Raw genomic sequence first — 17,654 nt, 5'->3', positions numbered from 1 at the left:
GTCGGATTTAAAAATTTCCTATTATACCCGATGTATTGACTTGGTTCATCTTAAAATTGCGGATAAAAAGAAGATATTGAAGTTGACGTCGTTAGGAGGGCAGTTACTCTGTATGGAGTATGTATTGTCGACTTTTAATCGTAAGGATCATCGAAATGGCTTTTCACTACCCTCCCAAAAAAAAGAAAAGAAAGCTAAAAAAAGGTCCTGGAACTGCTCTAATTGATAAGACCACCCAAAATGAACCCCATATTCTATGGTGTATACCGGAACTAACGGATACAATTTTATTCTTTGCCCGAAGAAAACAACCCGAACCTATGGTTTCTTCAATCGCTGGAGTATCCAAGCACTTTTATTCATTAACTAACCCAATTCGTATCACCGAAAAATTATTAGTGCATACAGTTAAGGGCGGGGAAGCGATGGTTAAAAAGCTCTGCGAACTGAGTCCTTTTTCTCATATTCATTATCTCGCGAGACCTGCGTACGTAAAAGATGATGCCGGGCGTGAATTCTTTCATATTTCAGCATTTCAATACGCGGTGTGGGCGATGGATATTCACATGTTGAATCTGATGCTTGATTGTCTCCAAAATGCAGCTTATATCAGAGGAGGATATAAAATTGCTGAAGAACTACGTGTGCAATTATTAGAACAGTATGATGAAGTGATGCAAAGAGGCATTAATTACACCCTGGGTGATATTGAAATCAAAGGGGAACAACATTTTGATTTGCAACCACTCATCAATGCGATTCATCAATTCAGTGCTGGATTTCGGATCTGGAATTGGCAACAACGAGCAGAGCATTGGATTAACAGAGTTGGTAAGGAGCAACTGCGGATTCCGGCTCATATAGCCCAAGAGTATTGCCGAAATGATCGCGCATTTTACCCTTGTCCAAAGTTCAATGAAGAGGCATTGCCTCGAGATTTGGAATTTTATAATTGGAGAAAACGCATGACCGAATCCTGGTGGCCCGCAGAGGGGGGGGCATCTATTGGTCGTGATTTTGCCATGTTACGTTCAACACATATTAGAATTATGACAGTTGGTACTGGTTTACAGCATCATATAGGTTTGTCTAATGCAGGCATAAGTGCCAAACATGATGCACATGCATTAACAGTCTTAAATCAAACACGAACTCATGATATTACCTGTTTACGAACGCGGCTTTCAACCCCATTAAAACTGGCAAACTACGATCCGGAGCTAATGAAATTTTATCTCTAGGGACAGTGCACGAAACCGGGATTAGGATTTAGTCTCTAAAGAGACTTTTTAGTAAGAATCAGATATCCAATGGTTACTAATTCTTAATGTTGAGATTTAAAACATTCAATTCGTTGTTCTTCCTCCTGATCATCGAAATGCTCATACTTTTCTCGCTGCTCTTGAATTAAGCTGTTCAGAACAGAAAATTTATTATCCAAGCGTCCAGGATTTCCGGCTAATTGCTTCAGTTTTTCTGAATATCTCGTGATTATTGAATCGAGGCACTCAATCGATATTTTTACATCTGACAATGAAATGGAATCCTTCAAAGTATCCATTGTGTACACCAGTTCGTCATGAAATTCTTGTGCAATCGCAGACTTAGCTTTGGTCAATTTATTTCCGAAAAAATTAAATAATTTTGTTCGGCTGCTGTTAATATATTCATCAATATATTCAAGGTTACTCGTCATAATCTTTTTAACACTATGTACAATATCGTTTGCGGATATTTCATAACCATATTGACCTCTTTGGTATTTAAGGCCAGTTTCTTTACTGGGTTCATTTTCTAGATAGAGTTTAGTTTCCGTAATATCTACGCCACGATTGCTTAAATATTCTAAAAATCGTGCTACAGAATATAAAGAGGGTTGGTAATGTCCGCTGTAGGTATTAATGCTGATTAATTTGCCATTTTTTATCTCCATTTCACCCGCAGCTAATACAGGAGCACCTGCGTTCATCGAAGAGTGAAGTAATAATCTACCTTGCTCATCCAATAGCCCACATTGATGCTCAAAGACAGAAAGCTCATAATTCGTATTTAAAGTGAATGCAACAAACCCAGGCTTTTTGTGGGCTATTGATTGAGAAGAATCAAAAATTTTACCTTCTTTATGAAATAGACCATTATTGATTTCAATATTGAATTCTGCTCGTTGTTGTGGGGTCAAAAAAGTGGTTACTGCTTTATCAAACCTTTTATCTTTTTCATTAACATCGAGTAATTCACCCCTGTTAAAAGCCGTTTGAATATCTGCTTCTGAAGACTTTTGGGGCTCAGACGTGGGTTTGAGTACTCTATTGGGTTCTAATTTATATTTTCCTCTAGATAGGACGGGGATGTAGTCGGGATTTTCTTTTTTTCTCTTTTCCCTCTCCCGCATTAGATTATCTAAAAGCTCATTAAGTACATTCTTTTTATTGGAAAGTTTTTTAATATCAAAAACATAAATCATAAAATCAAGAGCGTTAAGTCGATCTTCCTTGCTTAACGAACTGTTTCGATAATCAGACCATGCCTCATCCAGTCGTTTTGTTACTGTTCCGTCTTTGCTTGAAAAATAATTCTTGGGCATATAGGGTGCTTTATAAACATCTTATAATCATTATAAGTTATTTTTTTTAGCAGTTGGAACAGGTAAGTAAAATTTATTGGTTCTTGGAGCAAGGCTATTTTAAAAATAAGTTCTAGCCATCAAACTCGGTCCAGTCATTAATTTTTATATCGAAATGATGTAACAAAGCGACGACGTCAGGAAAAGAAAAACGTGCTTTTTTGATTTTATTTTCACTCGGGTCAATTGTGTAGTTGATGGCATTCGTGAAATCTGCAGCGCTTAGATTGGTATGAAGAAACAGACTGTTCAGCAAGTCGGTGTTCACAAAACTTGCATAACTTAGATTGGCCTCTCTAAAATCAATGTCATGGGCTTTACATTCTTCAATAATTAAATTTGAGAGTTCTAATCCATAAAAACTGGAGTGGCTTAAGTTGCTGTTATAAAAATAGAGGGGACTTGTCAGCTTGACCAAAGGCCAACATAATTCAGTCCAGTTGATTCCAATAATTTTTGAATTTTTAAAGGCGACCTCAGAAAATTTGCAGCCTGGGAATTTTGCTAAAGAAAGATCGCAGGATTCAAAATCACATTCAGTGAATTTTGTATGGCTGAATATCATGTCGATGAATTTGCATTCTTTAAATTGGCAATTTTCAAAGTCGAGGCGCTCAATTCGTTCTTTTTCAATGCTTAATTGTGTGAACGTTTGATTGATGTACGTACTTTCATTAAATGGGAATGTCATTCAATTTTCTCTTTGAACTGTCCATCATCGGAGGGCGGAGGGCAGCGAGTGCTCTCTGAGCAGCACACGGTTCATTGCGCGCGATGTTGCGTTTATCCTCGCGATGTGCGAAGTTCCGCTGTACTTCACCAAGGCTAAAAATTGTCCAAGATATGGCATCCAACATCAGGCCTCATCGGTTTCAATAAGTCCTAACTCATCTAACTCTATATCTACCGATTCAATTTTTTGGAAGCGTGAAGTAATTTTTTTAGCGGAAGTATTCACCTCACTGACATCCTTATGGGCTTGGTCAATATGTCTCGAAAGGTTATCCATTCTTTTTTCAAACCGTTGGAAATCATCGGCCAGAGCTTGTAAGTGTTTTTGAATGATATGAACTTGTTTGCGAGTGGCATCGTCTTTAAGCACTGCCTTTGCAGTAGTTAGGACGGCCATTAATGTACTGGGGGAAACAAGCCATACTTTTAATCTTTGGGACAGCGAAATCAAATCTGGATAATTGGCATGAATTTCTGCAAAGATGGATTCTGCAGGAATAAACATCATGGCGCCATCAGTTGTTTCGCCAGGAACGATGTATTTTTCAGCAATGTCCTTAATATGTTTTTGGATGTCTTGACGAAATTGTTGTTGCAGTGATTTTTTTTCACTTGAACCGGCATCCACATTGATAAGCCGCTGGTAGGTTTCTAGCGGAAACTTGGCATCAATCACTACATTGCCCGTAGGCTCAGGCAAGAATAATATGCAATCGGCACGTTTTTGATTGTCCAGTGTATATTGCATTGCAAAATGATTGGGGGGAATCATGTTACTAATTAAGGTTTCGAGCTGTACCTCACCAAATGCGCCACGTGCTTTTTTATCAACCAAAACATCTTGCAGGCTGACTACATGATTCGATAATTCAGTGATTTTCTTTTGAGCCTCATCAATGATGGTCAAGCGTTTTACCACATCGATAAAGGTTGCGGAAGTTTTTTCAAAACCTTCCGTTAATTTATGATTCACTTGTTGCGTTAAGCCATGCAGATGATTGCGAATCTCTTCGGTTAGCAACTGTAAATGAGAGGTGAGTGCACTGGCATGTTGTTTAAAGCTATGGTTGATTTGTTCGCGTACGTCAGTCATTTGTTTGGGTACGGTATCATGGATGATTTGTTGCGTTATTAATTGTCCTTGAGCTATTTTCTCATTAACATTCAAATGGAGTTGATGCAATTGTGTAGTAAATGCGTCAAGAGTCTTTTCGTGTAACTGCTCATTCCGTTTTTTTTGCTGATTTTGTTGTATCAAAAACCAAATTAAAAATAGAAATTGAAGGGCTAAAGCACACGCCAAGCCCTCAATTAAAGTGATTGAAGATAAAAATTGCATTCATTAGTCCAAAAGTTGACTGAGTTTAATCGGCGGATCATATTGATAAACCGTTTTTAATTGCCCGTAATCAATAAGACGCAAGTAACCTATTGAGAGCTGATCCTCTGCTAAATGAGCCGAATTGTCAAAACTAAATTTAATTGTTTGCTTTCCTGGCGCAAGCCATTGTGCACTTTGGGAAGTTTCGACTGGGATTTCCTCACCTTTAGTGTTTTTCTTATATAAAATACCTTGTAACGCATAGCGACTTGCAGTAGCTACCTCTACAGTAGCTGCCAAGGTTAGTGGTTTCGAAGATACTTTTTTGATGTTCACGAGGCCTGCAGACGGGACTGAATAGGAAAAAGCGGCACGTCCACTGCGATAAGTCGGGGTATTGTCATCCAGTTCCCCCGATACCTCAACTTCTATGTACCAATTTCCTCCATGTGAGTTTTCATCAGAGGACAAAAGGGCATTGGCCTTAAATTGATTACGCTTTACCTCTTTGATTTCGAGAGGAATGTTCTGGTTATCAGGACCTACCAATGAGGCGTTGATATCATCCACTGGATAGGACGTGCTATTATCTTTTAGGGTAATAAGTGCATTGAATTGATCTCCATATTGATATTGCAAAGCGGAAGGCTCGATAAGCAAATGAATTAAGGAGTACTTTTCAAAAACATGAATTAGATACTGATCTGCATCACTTGCAGGATCAAGGTGCTTACTTTTGATTATGAAATTACCCGTGCCTAATTCGGGTTTGAGTTGCAGCATGGTCTGATGTGAACCTATTTTAAGTGATTCGTCGATTGCATCATCCTGGCTGTACAAAGAAGAAGCATCTTTTAAGTTCATGAATTTACTGTTGGTACTTTTTATTTCTAATGCAGGAACGGATTTGTTTTTTTGTAAAGGGACAATACGCAGCACTGCCTCTGGCGCATTAATGGGCAGGGTAATGCCATGTTGCAATTGAGTGGCAGTTATTTGTTGCGTGTAACTGTAACTTTTGTGAATATTCTTTTCAGCTTTACTTAAAGAATTTCCGGAAACCTTCCAACGAGCCTGCAGGGGTTCATGAGATAAACTACTGCAAATATCACAATCATAAGATTTGATAGGATTTTGTGGTAGGGTAAATGCGCTGATTTGTGAGCAACAAAATAAAGACAATAAGGTAAGTGTAGTTCTCATTTCGCGACTCCTTTTAAATCTAAAGCAGAAATTAGTATCTTATCTAACCCAAAACATGAATGACGGCTTTGATTGTGACTCAGTGGAGTCTCATCTTCTGTTACTTCCTTATCGTAAAACCAAACAGTGCCCGCAGCGGATTGTGAACTGCAATTTAAAAAACCATCCGCACAGGAATCTAAATAGACTTTGGAAATCTTTAAACCGCTGTTGAGCAAATAACCGTTACAATAACTGGCTGAAGAAAAAGGTGAGGCAGATACGTCAGTCCCTACAACTGCATTAAACGATACGGGCAGGGAAGGTCGATTTTTTGTGCCCAATAAAAGCTCTTCATTATAGATGCTCATGTCACCAACACGTTGTTGTTTGACCGCATCTCCCGTATAACCTAATAACCAGCTCAAACTGGCCTCAAAAATACCTCCATTGAGGAGTATGTCAGCAAGCGGAGTTCCTCCACTTGAAGGCGCTAGAGCGACAATTTTTTTGATTTTGTTTTGTAATCGCAGGTACCGACTGTCATAAGTTGGATTCGATAGGATCCAACGCATTACATTTCCACCATTGGAATGAGTGTAGAGAATTAAAGCATCAATTTTTTTATGATCTATAAAATCCAATAATTGATTTGCAGTACATCCTGCGGCATCTTCATCCCACATGTATTTACTGTAATCACAGTGGACAACATAGTAGTTTTTAGGATTAGGAAGTGCTTGAGCGATACTTTCAATGAAATCAGTTTTCCAATACTCTCCATCTGCATCTTCACGGTGATCATTTGTGCCATGCACAAATGCAACGCCTAAATTGATGGTTTTATTAGACTGAGGGAGAGCATAAATCCATGAAGAGAATAAAAACAAAAACACAGTTATCAAGATACGTTTAAAATCCATTTTTATCACGCCCCGGTTCATGTTGAATCGACATGTATCTATAGCATATTTTTTAATGATAAACTAATGTTTTAGGATAATTGCTTCCCCCTATAAGGGGATGAATATGTTATCGTAGCCAAGGTGAAGGCGTCGCCACGAAAAATCTCGTTACTGAGCATCGAGAGGGCTCTTTAAAACGTAGCACCATGCTACGATAAGAACACCCTTCGTGATGCTCCGCAGGGCAGGGGCGCTGCCGCATCTGGGCTACCAGGCATCTTTAAAATGCAATGAGTCCTTTGGTTTGAGAATATACGGATGAAATGAATGAGTATTGATGAAATAAAAGGAACCATTGCTGGGCTAAAGGAAAAAATAAGGCAGTATGATTATCATTATTATGTTTTGGATGAGCCTGTAGTTCCTGATGCTGAATACGACCGCTGTTTTCGCGCCTTACAAGATTTAGAAACGAAGTATCCTGAATTATTAACGGCAGATTCACCAACCCAACGTGTTAGTGGTACCCCTGCAGATGCATTTATGCCAGTAACCCATAGACAACCGATGTTATCCTTATCGAACGTCTTTACTGAAGACGAATTGAAAGCATTTATTAAACGAGTTACGGACAAACTGGATGAGCCGGTGCAACAATTGGTATTTACTTGCGAACCTAAGCTGGATGGACTTGCAGTTAATCTGACCTATGAGAATGGGATATTAGTCTCTGCAGCAACTCGTGGTGACGGAACCACCGGTGAAAACATTACTGCCAATATTAAAACAATACCCGCAATTCCCTTAGTTTTAAGAGCAAGCAAACCACCACGTTTTATCGAAATTCGTGGCGAAGTATATATGCCAAAAGAGGGGTTTGAAGAGTACAACAAAAAAGCAAGGGATCTGGGCGAAAAAACGTTTGCTAATCCACGCAATGCAGCAGCAGGGAGTTTACGACAACTGAACCCTGCAGTGACTGCAAGTAGGCCTTTGGCCATTTATTGCTATGGTGTCGGAGTTTGCGAAGGGTATTCTTTGCCCGACACGCATTGGGAGCAATTGCAACTTCTTAAGAAATTTGGTTTTAGAGTGTCTTCTGATATTAAGCGAGAAGAGGGCATGAAAGGGTGTTTGGATTATTACCATGATATGTTAGCGAGACGGGATCAACTCCCTTTTGAGATAGACGGTGTTGTTTACAAGGTTGACAGTATTCCTTTACAACAACAACTTGGTTTTATTTCAAGAGCACCACGTTTTGCCTGCGCGCATAAATTCCCTGCCACTGAAGAGATCACAGAACTTTTAGCAGTTGATTTTCAGGTAGGAAGAACAGGGGCTTTAACTCCAGTGGCACGCTTGGCACCGGTTAATGTGGCAGGAGTTACAGTGAGTAATGCAACGTTGCACAATATGGATGAAATTGCCAGAAAAGACATCCGTATTGGCGATAAAGTGATTATTCGACGTGCGGGTGATGTCATCCCTGAGGTGGTTTCAGTTGTTCTGGACCAACGTCCTGCGAACACCAAGGAGATTCATTTACCTAAAAAATGTCCTGTTTGTGGTTCTGATGTAGTGCGTGAGGAAGGGGAGGCCGTTGCGCGTTGTGTGGGTGGTTTATTTTGCAAAGCACAACTCAAAAGAATGATGTGGCATTTTGCTTCACGTAAGGCGATGTATATTGAGGGCTTAGGATCAGTGCTTATCGAGCAGTTGGTTGATGAAGGAGTTGTTCGTCATCTACCAGATCTTTATACGTTGGATGTTTCTACTTTGGCAAACCTTCCCCGTATGGGAGAAAAATCAGCAAAAAATTTACTGCTTGCTTTAGAAAAAAGCAAAAATACCACATTCAGCCGTTTTCTTTATGCTCTTGGAATTCCCGAGATTGGCGAGTCCAGCGCCCGCACGTTGGCAGAGCATTTCGGTGATATCGAGGCGATTTCCCAAGCAAGCGAAGAGGAGCTGATGAGTTTGCCGGATATGGGGCCTGTAGGTGCTTTTAATGTCGATCATTTTTTTGCACAAGAGCACAATCGCCAAGTGATTGAACGACTCATTGCTTTGGGAATACATTGGCCAAAAGTTGAAAAAAAGAAAGTGAACAAGGAGCACCCTTTATTTGCAAAAACAGTCGTTTTAACTGGGACTTTGAATACCATGGGCCGCGAAGAAGCGAAAGCAAAATTGCTGGCTCTAGGGGCTAAAGTCAGCGGCAGTGTCTCAGCAAAAACAGATTATGTGGTTGCTGGAAGTGAAGCCGGATCTAAATTGGATAAAGCAAATGATTTGGGTGTTCCAGTCTTGGATGAGGCACAGTTTCTTGAACTGATCGGCGGCTAGAAATTTCACCTGAGAGTTAGTAAAGGGGGGAGTCACAATGACCCTCACCCCTACCCCTCTCCCACAGGTGGGAGAGGGGATATTAAGATGCTGAGTTTATGAAAAAGTTCCCTTCTCCCCATGAGGGGAGTAGGTGCCCGTTAGGGCGGATGAGGGAATGGTTTTGCCTTAGAGGATGGTTTTGAATAAGGATGTTTTTTTGAATCGAATACAACGAATCGTTCTGATTATTCTTTTTTTTAAGAGTGTTAGTATCGCTCATGCTTGGCCTTGGGTATTGAATAATCCATATCCTCAAAGTCAAGCCAATCAAAATATTTATTATTCATCATTTTCGGAACAACCCAAGACTCTCGATCCGGCACTGTCTTATTCATTAAACGAGTATTTGTTTATTGCGCAAATTTATGAGCCTCTGTTGGGATATGATTATTTTCAACGGCCCTATCAATTAACTCCATTGATTGCTGCGCAAATGCCTCAGCTGCGATATCTTGATGCTCAAGGAAATACAATGTCAGAAAAGGGCCAGGAACCCCCGGCCTATACTGTTTATACCCTCACCATTAAGAAAGGAATTTATTATCAGCCCCATCCGGCTTTCGCCAAAGATAAGAAAGGTGCATACCTTTATCATCATTTATCACCTGATTATTTAGAGGATGAAGGTATTAATCAATTATCAGATTTTAAATATACGGGTACCCGGGAATTGATTGTTGACGATTACATTTATCAAATAAAACGTTTGGCAAATCCTGCTGTCAGTTCATCAATTTATGGGTTAATGAGCGACTATATCGTAGGTTTTAAAGAATACGGCAAAACGCTTCCTGGTGGTAATCAGTATATTGATTTACGGGAATATCCTTTGCAAGGGCTTAAGAAACTGGATGATTATTCCTTTGAGATTACTTTGAAAGGGGAATATACCCAATTTTTATTTTGGTTGGCTATGAGTTTTTTTGCACCTGTTCCATGGGAAGTTGATCTTTTTTACGCTCAACCCGGAATGGCGGATAAAAACATTACCTTGGGTTGGTATCCCGTGGGAACGGGACCGTTTATGTTGGTTAAAAATAATCCGAATCGCAGAATGGTGCTGCAAAAAAATCCCAATTTTCGTGAGGATTATTATCCAAGTAACGGCTCAGATGAAGATAGGAAATTAGGGTATTTGGATAATGCAGGAAAGCGGTTGCCGTTAATTGAAAAAGCAATTTATACCTTGGAAAAAGAGTCCATTCCCCGCTGGAACAAGTTTTTGCAAGGCTATTATGATACTTCTGCAATTGGTAACGACAGTTTTGATCAAGCCATTCATATCAATCAATACGGTAAAGCAGAACTCACACCAGAAATGCAAAAAAAACAAATATACCTCACGCAAACCTTTCAACCGAGCACTTACTATATGGGTTTTAATATGCTCGATAGTGTTGTTGGAGGCTCGAGTGAACGTGCGCGCAAGTTGAGACAGGCCATTTCAATCGCGGTAAATTATGATGAGAATATAGCTATTTTTTATAATGGACGCGGTGTGGCCGCCCAAGGGCCAATCCCACCTGGCATTTTTGGTTATAGAGAAGGGAAGGAGGGAATCAATCCTTATGTCTATCAATGGGTCGATGGTGAAGCTGTGCGACGGCCAATCAATGATGCCAAAAAGCTTATGTCTGAAGCGGGATATCCCGATGGAGTTGATCCAGCCACAGGGAAACATTTGATTTTGCATTATGATGTGACGACAACCGGAGGTCCTGAAGACAAAGCCTTATTTGATTGGATGCGCAAACAATATGCTCAAATAGGAATCGATTTAAATGTACGGGCAACTTTATATAACCGTTTTCAAGAAAAAATGCGTACGGGAGATACGCAAATTTTCAGTTGGGGGTGGGTAGCAGATTACCCGGATCCAGAAAATTTTTTATTTCAATTATATGGAGGCAATGGCAAAGTAAAATTTGGTGGTGAGAATACTGCCAATTATCAAAATCCCGAATTTGATCGTCTCTTTAATTTAATGAAAAATAGAGAAAATGATCCCCAAAGGCAGCAGATTATCGATACCATGGTTCATATTGTTCGGCATGACGCTCCCTGGATATGGGGAATACACCCAGAAGAATTTCTTTTATCACAGTCTTGGGTTTCACGGGTTAAACCCAACACAATGTCTTTTGCAACACTCAAATATACAGCGATCAATGTGCCTGAGCGAAATCAATTGAGGCAGGCCTGGAATCAACCGATTTTTTGGCCATTAGGGTTGTTGTTTTTACTTATTCTCATGCTGATTTTTCCTTTAATCATTGCTTATCACAAGAAAGAAAAAAAACCGGCAGAAAGGGCTTATATATCATGATGAAGTACTTGCTACGACGAATTATTTATTCAATTCCTATTCTTTTTGGGATCAATGTTCTTACCTTTATTTTGTTTTTTATGGTGAACACACCCGATGATATTGCACGTATGCATCTGGGGCAAAAACACGTTGAACAACAAGTGATCGATGATTGGAAAATAGCGCATGGCTATAATTTTCCCTTATTTTATAATGAAGAAAAAAATGGAATACAGAGAATAAAATCAACTTTATTTTTTCAAAAGTCGATGAAACTTTTTACTTTTAATTTTGGTGTGTCTGATTCTGGACGAGATATTAGCGAGGATATTACTTACAGGATGTGGCCTAGTCTTTCTATTGCTTTACCTGTTTTACTTTTGGAAGTCATAAGCAACATCATTGTTGCTATGGCAATGGCATTTTTTCGTGCAAGTTATCTGGATTTATCCGGTGTGGTGATTTGTATTATTTTAATGTCAATTTCCAGCTTGTTTTATATTATTGGGGGACAATATATATTCGGTAAACTATTACGTCTCGTTCCCATATCAGGTTATGACGGCGGTTTTGAAGCGGTGAAATTCGTTATTTTGCCTATTACCGTGGCTGTGCTTAGCGGATTGGGAGCTGGTGCACGCTGGTATCGGACTTTATTTTTGGAAGAAATGCATAAAGATTATGTGAAAACTGCCAGAGCCAAGGGATTGTCAGAACAAAAGGTCATGTTCAAACATGTATTGAAAAATGCAATGCTTCCTATATTAACTGGTATTGTGGTAATTATTCCTTCTCTGTTCATGGGTAGTTTAATCTTGGAGTCTTTTTTTGGCGTGCCAGGCTTGGGAAGTTATACAATTGATGCCATTCAACAACAAGATTTTGCAATTGTGAGGGCAATGGTATTTTTGGGTTCAATTCTTTACATTGTCGGTTTAGTACTCACGGATTTATCTTACATGCTGGTCGATCCGAGGGTGAAATTATCCTAAAAGAAACCGAGTGAAGCGGGATTGTTATTAAAGGATTTCCCTTCTCCCCACAGGGGAGAAGATGCCCTTCAGGGCGGATGAGGGTTATAATGAGCATCACCCCTGCCCCTCTCCCAGTAATGGGAGAGGGGGGGCTTTAACTTAATGGCACTAACGCTGTGCTGCGCCCAGGCTACTTTGGTGAGAGTGATAAGATTGGATGAGAAGAAAAAATGACTTTTGAGTTTCTATGGACTGATAAATGTTTTCTCACTTTATTAACCTTAAGTGTGCTGGTTATTTTATGGAGCCTGCGTAAACAACATATCAGGCGCTCTTTTAGCTTAATTTTCCGTCGTCCAATTGCGGTAAGCGCCGGCATCATCCTGTTGTTTTTTATTACCATTGGCGTACTGGACTCCATTCATTTGACGGCAGTAAAAAAAGAAGCAGAAACATCAACTACGGTGTTGGATAGAATCTTGGCCCCTATAGATGAAATCTCAGAAAAAACTTATTCGGCTCCTTTGGCTTTAAGGCAGTTTATCAGTGAAACGACTTTAGTGAATGGTGTAGTCAAACAAATATACCCAGTGCTTGTTTATCCGAGTAAACGAATAAAAACTGAAGCAGAGAAGAGCGAGGTCATTAAGAGCTCGATTTGGAATGCTTTAATATGGTGTCTATTCTCCGCTTTGTTTATAGGAGTTTTTTCCATATCTATTCGGTACTGCAGACGATTAAAATCTTATTTTGCTTTAAGTCCCACAAACCTAAGTACCTTGGTGACTTTGAGCCTGCTTACATTTTTTATTGTGCTTGCTTATGAGCTTTCAAGAACATTCCATGTATTAGGTACAGGTCAAATTGGACAAGATATTTTTTATTTTACTATTAAAAGCATACGTACTGGTTTAGTCATTGGTTTATTAACTACGTTGTTTATGTTGCCTTTGGCTTTATTTTTAGGGGTTGTTGCGGGATATTTCGGTGGGTTGGCAGATGATTTGATTCAGTATGCTTACACTACCTTGAGTTCCATTCCTGGAGTTTTATTGATTACTGCATCAGTTTTATCCCTGCAAGTTTATATCACCAACCATCCTGAGCAGTTTACCACTTTGGCTCAAAGTGCGGATGCACGTTTATTAGCACTTTGTTTTATTCTTGGAGTAACCAGTTGGACCAGTTTATGCAGACTATTACGAGCGGAGACTCTCAAATTACGGGAGGTCGATTATGTTCAGGCTGCACGTGCTTTGGGCTCTAGCTGGTTCACTATTATTCGAAAGCATTTATTACCTAATGTGATGCATATCGTGGTGATTACCCTTGTATTGGATTTTAGTTTTTTGGTTATGGCTGAGGCATTGCTTTCTTATGTGGGAGTAGGCGTCTCACCCATGACCATAAGTTGGGGAAATATGATCAACAGCGCACGGCTTGAGCTGGCACGTAATCCAGTCATTTGGTGGCCTATGTTGGCTGCTTTTGTTTTCATGTTTTTGTTGGTATTGGCAATCAACTTATTTGCTGATGCAGTCAGGGATGCGTTTGACCCGCACCAATCACAGATTTGATAGAGACAAAGAAGAAATAGAGCATTTTTCCATAAACGGAGTAGGAGCACAGTTGTGGGTTGAAGTGCTCATATTGGTTTTCAAAAATGCTGATTTAGGTTAAAGTTCATCAATTAAGTTTATGAGTTCAGTTCCTTATGCAACAACGTTTTGTTCATTTACGCGTTCATACAGAATTTTCCTTAGTTGATGGATTGGTACGGGTTAAGCCATTAATGAAGGCTTTACCGTCTCGAGGAATGTGCGCTGTTGCAGTAACTGATTATTGTAATTTATTTGCTGCAGTCAAGCACTACAAGAGTGCTGTTGATGCAGGAATCAAACCGATTATTGGCAGTGATTTACCTTGTCATGATCCCGAGCAACCAGAACGCGTATCGTCTCTGGTACTTTTATGTCTTAATTCAGAAGGGTATAAAAATTTAACTTGCCTTATTTCTAAAGCCTATCAAGAAGGTCAATATCAAGGGCAGCCCAGGGTTCAAAATCAGTGGATCAAGGAGTACTCAGCAGGACTTATTGCTTTATCCGGAGGAAGATTGGGGGATATAGGTCAAGCCTTATTGGCGAATGATATTGCGTTAGCCAAAACTCGAGCTTTATATTGGCAGAATCTTTTTCCCAATCGTTTTTATTTGGAAGTTCAACGCACAGGCCGTCCTGACGAAATACGCTACAATGAGCAATTAATTGCTTTAGCTGATGAACTGCAATTGCCTTTGGTCGCAACGAATGATGTGTGTTTTCTGGACCAGGATGATTTTGAGGCTCATGAAGCGCGTGTTTGCATTCATGAGGGATTTACATTAGCTGATCCGAGAAGAGTACAAAAGTATAGTGCGCAGCAGTACTTACGATCAGCGGATGAAATGATTGCTTTGTTTTCTGATTTACCTTCTGCAATAGAAAATACGGTCGAAATCAGTAAACGATGTACCGTAAAATTGGATTTAGGTAACAATTATCTCCCTAATTTCCCAATACCGGATGGATCTACCGTTGAGAACTATTTATCCCATTTATCACAAGTAGGTCTAGAAGAGCGCCTACTGCAAATATTTAAAAACAAATCTTCTCAAGAACTGCAGGCAGCTCGAGAGGAATACGACAAACGGTTGCAGGTTGAGCTGACTGTTATCAATAATATGGGATTTGCTGGCTACTTCCTCATTGTAGCCGACTTCATACAATGGGCAAAAAAGAATGGAGTTCCCGTCGGACCAGGACGAGGTTCGGGTGCTGGCTCATTGGTTGCTTATGCATTAAAAATTACCGATTTGGATCCCTTAGAATACGAATTGCTTTTTGAGCGTTTTTTAAATCCAGAGCGGGTGTCTATGCCTGACTTTGATATCGATTTTTGCATGGAAGGTCGTGATCGGGTCATTGATTATGTAGCAGAGAAGTACGGCAGACAAAGTGTTTCACAAATTATTACCTTTGGTACTATGGCTGCAAAAGCAGTAGTACGTGATGTAGGGCGTGTTTTAGGCCATCCTTATGGCTTTGTTGATAAATTAGCAAAATTAATTCCTTTTGAGATAGGCATCACCTTAAACAAAGCTTTGGAGCAAGAGGAAGAACTCAAACGTCGTTATACAGAAGAAGAGGAAGTTAGAGAGCTTATCGATTTGGCATTAAAGCTTGAGGGGATAACGCGAAATGCAGGAAAACATGCTGGAGGTGTTGTTATTGCACCTTCCCAACTTACCGATTTTACAGCGATTTATTGTGAAGAGGGATCCACTCAAATTGTTAGTCAGTTTGATAAAGATGATGTCGAGGCAGCTGGTTTAGTCAAGTTTGACTTCTTGGGCCTGAGAACTCTGACGATTATCGATTGGGCATTGGCGACTGTAAATAAAAAACAGGCTCTTGAAGGATTGCCTCCAGTGGATATCAGTCAAATTCCTACTGATGATGCGGCAACTTTTGATTTATTAAAAGCGTGTAAAACAACCGCAGTTTTTCAGCTCGAATCGCGTGGTATGAAAGAATTGATTAATCGTCTGCAGCCGGATTGTTTTGAAGACATTATTGCGTTAGTAGCCTTATTTAGACCAGGTCCTCTACAATCTGGAATGGTGGATGATTTTATCGATCGTAAGCATGGGCGTGCGGCTGTTGATTATCCTCACCCCGACTTAGAGCCTATTTTAAAACCAACATACGGCGTTATCCTGTATCAAGAGCAAGTAATGCAAATTGCACAGGTATTAGCAAATTATACTCTGGGCGCTGCAGATTTATTGCGTCGTGCTATGGGAAAGAAAAAACCTGAAGAAATGGCGAAACAGCGCGAGATTTTTACTGAGGGAGCGACTGCCAGAGGGGTTGATGAAAAGGTTGCAACCCATATTTTTGATTTGATGGAAAAATTTGCAGGCTATGGATTTAATAAGTCGCATTCTGCAGCTTATGCACTGGTCGCATATCAAACAGCATGGCTTAAGGCACATTATCCGGCCGCATTTATGGCTGCGGTAATGTCCTCAGATATGGACAACACCGATAAAGTAGTCACATTTATTGATGAATGTGCTCATATGAAATTAACTATTTTACCCCCCTCCATCAATCATTCCATGTATCCTTTTACGGTCACTGATGATACCACCATCATTTATGGTTTGGGGGCTATAAAAGGAGTGGGGGAGTCTGCAATAGATTGCATCACCGAAGAGCGCGAAGCGGGTGGGGTTTACTCCGATTTATTTGGTTTTTGTCAACGCCTTGATTTGCGTAAGGTGAACCGGCGCGTATTAGAAGCCCTGATTAAAAGTGGAGCCTTTGATGATTGGGGTGTAGAGCGGGCTATGTTGACCGCTTCTTTGGAAAAAGCATTGAAGGTCGCAGAAAAAGAACACCAAAATCAGTCCAGTGGCCAATTTGATTTGTTTTCCTTATTGGAGGACGAGAGCAATGAGCAAAAATATGTTCCCTGTAAACCTTGGTCTGAGGCACAACGTCTTGAGGGTGAACGAGAAGTTTTGGGGTTTTATTTAACCGGACATCCCGCCGACCAATATCGACGTGAATTTGGTGATTTTATCGTTTCGATCAGTCAATTAAATCCATCTATGCATAAAAAAGCCCTTATTTGTGCGCAAATCGTTGGAATTCGCAAAATTATAACGAAACGTGGCAAGAAACTTGTAATTCTTGGGATGGATGATTCCACTGCTCGACTTGATGTTGTTGTATTTGGCGAACTTTTTGAATCGGTGGGATCTACCTTGGCAACTGGAGATATGTTGGTTATTGAAGGTGAAGTAGCACATGATGATTATAATGGTGGTGTGAAAATGACCGCAAATAATCTTTATGATATTCCAACTGCACGCACCAAATTTGCTCGATGTCTTGAATTGCGTTTGTATCCTGAACATCAGGGGATTTTAGCCTCCATTCAGGCCTTGTTAAAAGCGCATGTCGGACGTTGTACGGTTCAATTTTCATACAGCAATGAGTATGCTCGGGCGCAGTTAAGTTTGGCGCCACAATGGCAGGTAATTCCCAGCGATGAGTTACTTGGCCTTTTGACTAATCTTTTAGGTGATGAGCACGTTGTGATGCGGTATTAAGGTCTAATTACAATTCTGCTATTTTGGCCATTTTGACTCAATCTAGCACATTGTAAG

The 17,654-nt window shown here is 40.0% G+C and carries 11 protein-coding genes; 6 read left to right on the top strand and 5 right to left on the bottom strand.

From position 1 onward, the window contains the following. Positions 1 to 155 precede the first annotated feature (155 nt). A complete protein-coding gene (locus OQJ13_RS02805) occupies positions 156 to 1,241 on the top strand; it encodes a hypothetical protein (protein WP_265709044.1) in 1,086 nt (361 codons plus the stop codon). Positions 1,242 to 1,324: 83 nt separating this feature from the next. Here the strand turns inward: OQJ13_RS02805 and OQJ13_RS02800 are convergent, their stop codons facing one another. The 5 genes from OQJ13_RS02800 to OQJ13_RS02780 form a co-directional block, all read right to left on the bottom strand. Continuing rightward, positions 1,325 to 2,584, bottom strand: coding sequence for a hypothetical protein (locus OQJ13_RS02800; protein WP_265709042.1), 1,260 nt, complete (start codon positions 2,582 to 2,584; stop codon positions 1,325 to 1,327). 112 nt (positions 2,585 to 2,696) lie between these two features. Then, positions 2,697 to 3,314: a pentapeptide repeat-containing protein gene (locus OQJ13_RS02795; RefSeq protein ID WP_265709041.1), complete on the bottom strand. Its 618-nt coding sequence runs from the start codon at positions 3,312 to 3,314 to the stop codon at positions 2,697 to 2,699. A 165-nt stretch (positions 3,315 to 3,479) separates the two neighbouring features. Next, positions 3,480 to 4,694, bottom strand: a complete 1,215-nt coding sequence (locus OQJ13_RS02790) for a DNA recombination protein RmuC (protein WP_265709040.1) — start codon at positions 4,692 to 4,694, stop codon at positions 3,480 to 3,482. Between the two features lie 3 nt (positions 4,695 to 4,697). Beyond that, entirely contained in the window at positions 4,698 to 5,879 is a 1,182-nt protein-coding gene (locus OQJ13_RS02785) for a DUF4785 domain-containing protein (protein ID WP_265709038.1), read from the bottom strand. Beyond that, entirely contained in the window at positions 5,876 to 6,781 is a 906-nt protein-coding gene (locus OQJ13_RS02780) for a hypothetical protein (protein ID WP_265709036.1), read from the bottom strand. Before OQJ13_RS02780 ends, OQJ13_RS02785 begins: the two co-directional genes overlap by 4 nt. A gap of 309 nt (positions 6,782 to 7,090) precedes the next feature. Between OQJ13_RS02780 and ligA the strand changes: the two genes are divergently transcribed. The 5 genes from ligA (at position 7,091) to dnaE (ending at position 17,597) form a co-directional block, all read left to right on the top strand. Continuing rightward, entirely contained in the window at positions 7,091 to 9,112 is a 2,022-nt protein-coding gene (gene ligA, locus OQJ13_RS02775) for an NAD-dependent DNA ligase LigA (protein WP_265709035.1), read from the top strand. Positions 9,113 to 9,329: 217 nt separating this feature from the next. Further along, positions 9,330 to 11,480 carry an ABC transporter substrate-binding protein gene (locus OQJ13_RS02770; protein ID WP_416209918.1) on the top strand — a complete coding sequence of 717 codons (2,151 nt, stop codon included), beginning with the start codon at positions 9,330 to 9,332 and terminating at the stop codon, positions 11,478 to 11,480. Further along, complete coding sequence (locus OQJ13_RS02765) at positions 11,477 to 12,454, top strand: ABC transporter permease (protein WP_265709032.1); 978 nt, start codon at positions 11,477 to 11,479, stop codon at positions 12,452 to 12,454. Before OQJ13_RS02770 ends, OQJ13_RS02765 begins: the two co-directional genes overlap by 4 nt. Positions 12,455 to 12,666: 212 nt before the next feature. After that, positions 12,667 to 14,013, top strand: coding sequence for an ABC transporter permease (locus OQJ13_RS02760; protein ID WP_265709030.1), 1,347 nt, complete (start codon positions 12,667 to 12,669; stop codon positions 14,011 to 14,013). Between the two features lie 137 nt (positions 14,014 to 14,150). After that, entirely contained in the window at positions 14,151 to 17,597 is a 3,447-nt protein-coding gene (gene dnaE, locus OQJ13_RS02755) for a DNA polymerase III subunit alpha (RefSeq protein ID WP_265709028.1), read from the top strand. Positions 17,598 to 17,654 lie beyond the last annotated feature (57 nt).

The organism is Legionella sp. PATHC035, from assembly GCF_026191115.1.
Taxonomy (GTDB): domain Bacteria; phylum Pseudomonadota; class Gammaproteobacteria; order Legionellales; family Legionellaceae; genus Legionella.
Note: the sequence above shows the minus strand (reverse complement) of the source record. Positions and strands in the feature narration are given on the sequence as shown.

What these genes read in the sequence shown, in the direction of transcription:
- OQJ13_RS02805 (WP_265709044.1), top strand. Translation starts at nt 156, where the DNA reads ATGGCTTTTCACTACCCTCCCAAAAAAAAGAAAAGAAAGCTAAAAAAA.
- OQJ13_RS02795 (WP_265709041.1), bottom strand. Translation starts at nt 3,314, where the DNA reads ATGACATTCCCATTTAATGAAAGTACGTACATCAATCAAACGTTCACA.
- OQJ13_RS02785 (WP_265709038.1), bottom strand. Translation starts at nt 5,879, where the DNA reads ATGAGAACTACACTTACCTTATTGTCTTTATTTTGTTGCTCACAAATC.
- OQJ13_RS02760 (WP_265709030.1), top strand. Translation starts at nt 12,667, where the DNA reads ATGACTTTTGAGTTTCTATGGACTGATAAATGTTTTCTCACTTTATTA.
- dnaE (WP_265709028.1), top strand. Translation starts at nt 14,151, where the DNA reads ATGCAACAACGTTTTGTTCATTTACGCGTTCATACAGAATTTTCCTTA.
- OQJ13_RS02780 (WP_265709036.1), bottom strand. Translation starts at nt 6,781, where the DNA reads ATGGATTTTAAACGTATCTTGATAACTGTGTTTTTGTTTTTATTCTCT.
- OQJ13_RS02790 (WP_265709040.1), bottom strand. Translation starts at nt 4,694, where the DNA reads ATGCAATTTTTATCTTCAATCACTTTAATTGAGGGCTTGGCGTGTGCT.
- OQJ13_RS02800 (WP_265709042.1), bottom strand. Translation starts at nt 2,584, where the DNA reads ATGCCCAAGAATTATTTTTCAAGCAAAGACGGAACAGTAACAAAACGA.
- OQJ13_RS02765 (WP_265709032.1), top strand. Translation starts at nt 11,477, where the DNA reads ATGATGAAGTACTTGCTACGACGAATTATTTATTCAATTCCTATTCTT.
- ligA (WP_265709035.1), top strand. Translation starts at nt 7,091, where the DNA reads ATGAGTATTGATGAAATAAAAGGAACCATTGCTGGGCTAAAGGAAAAA.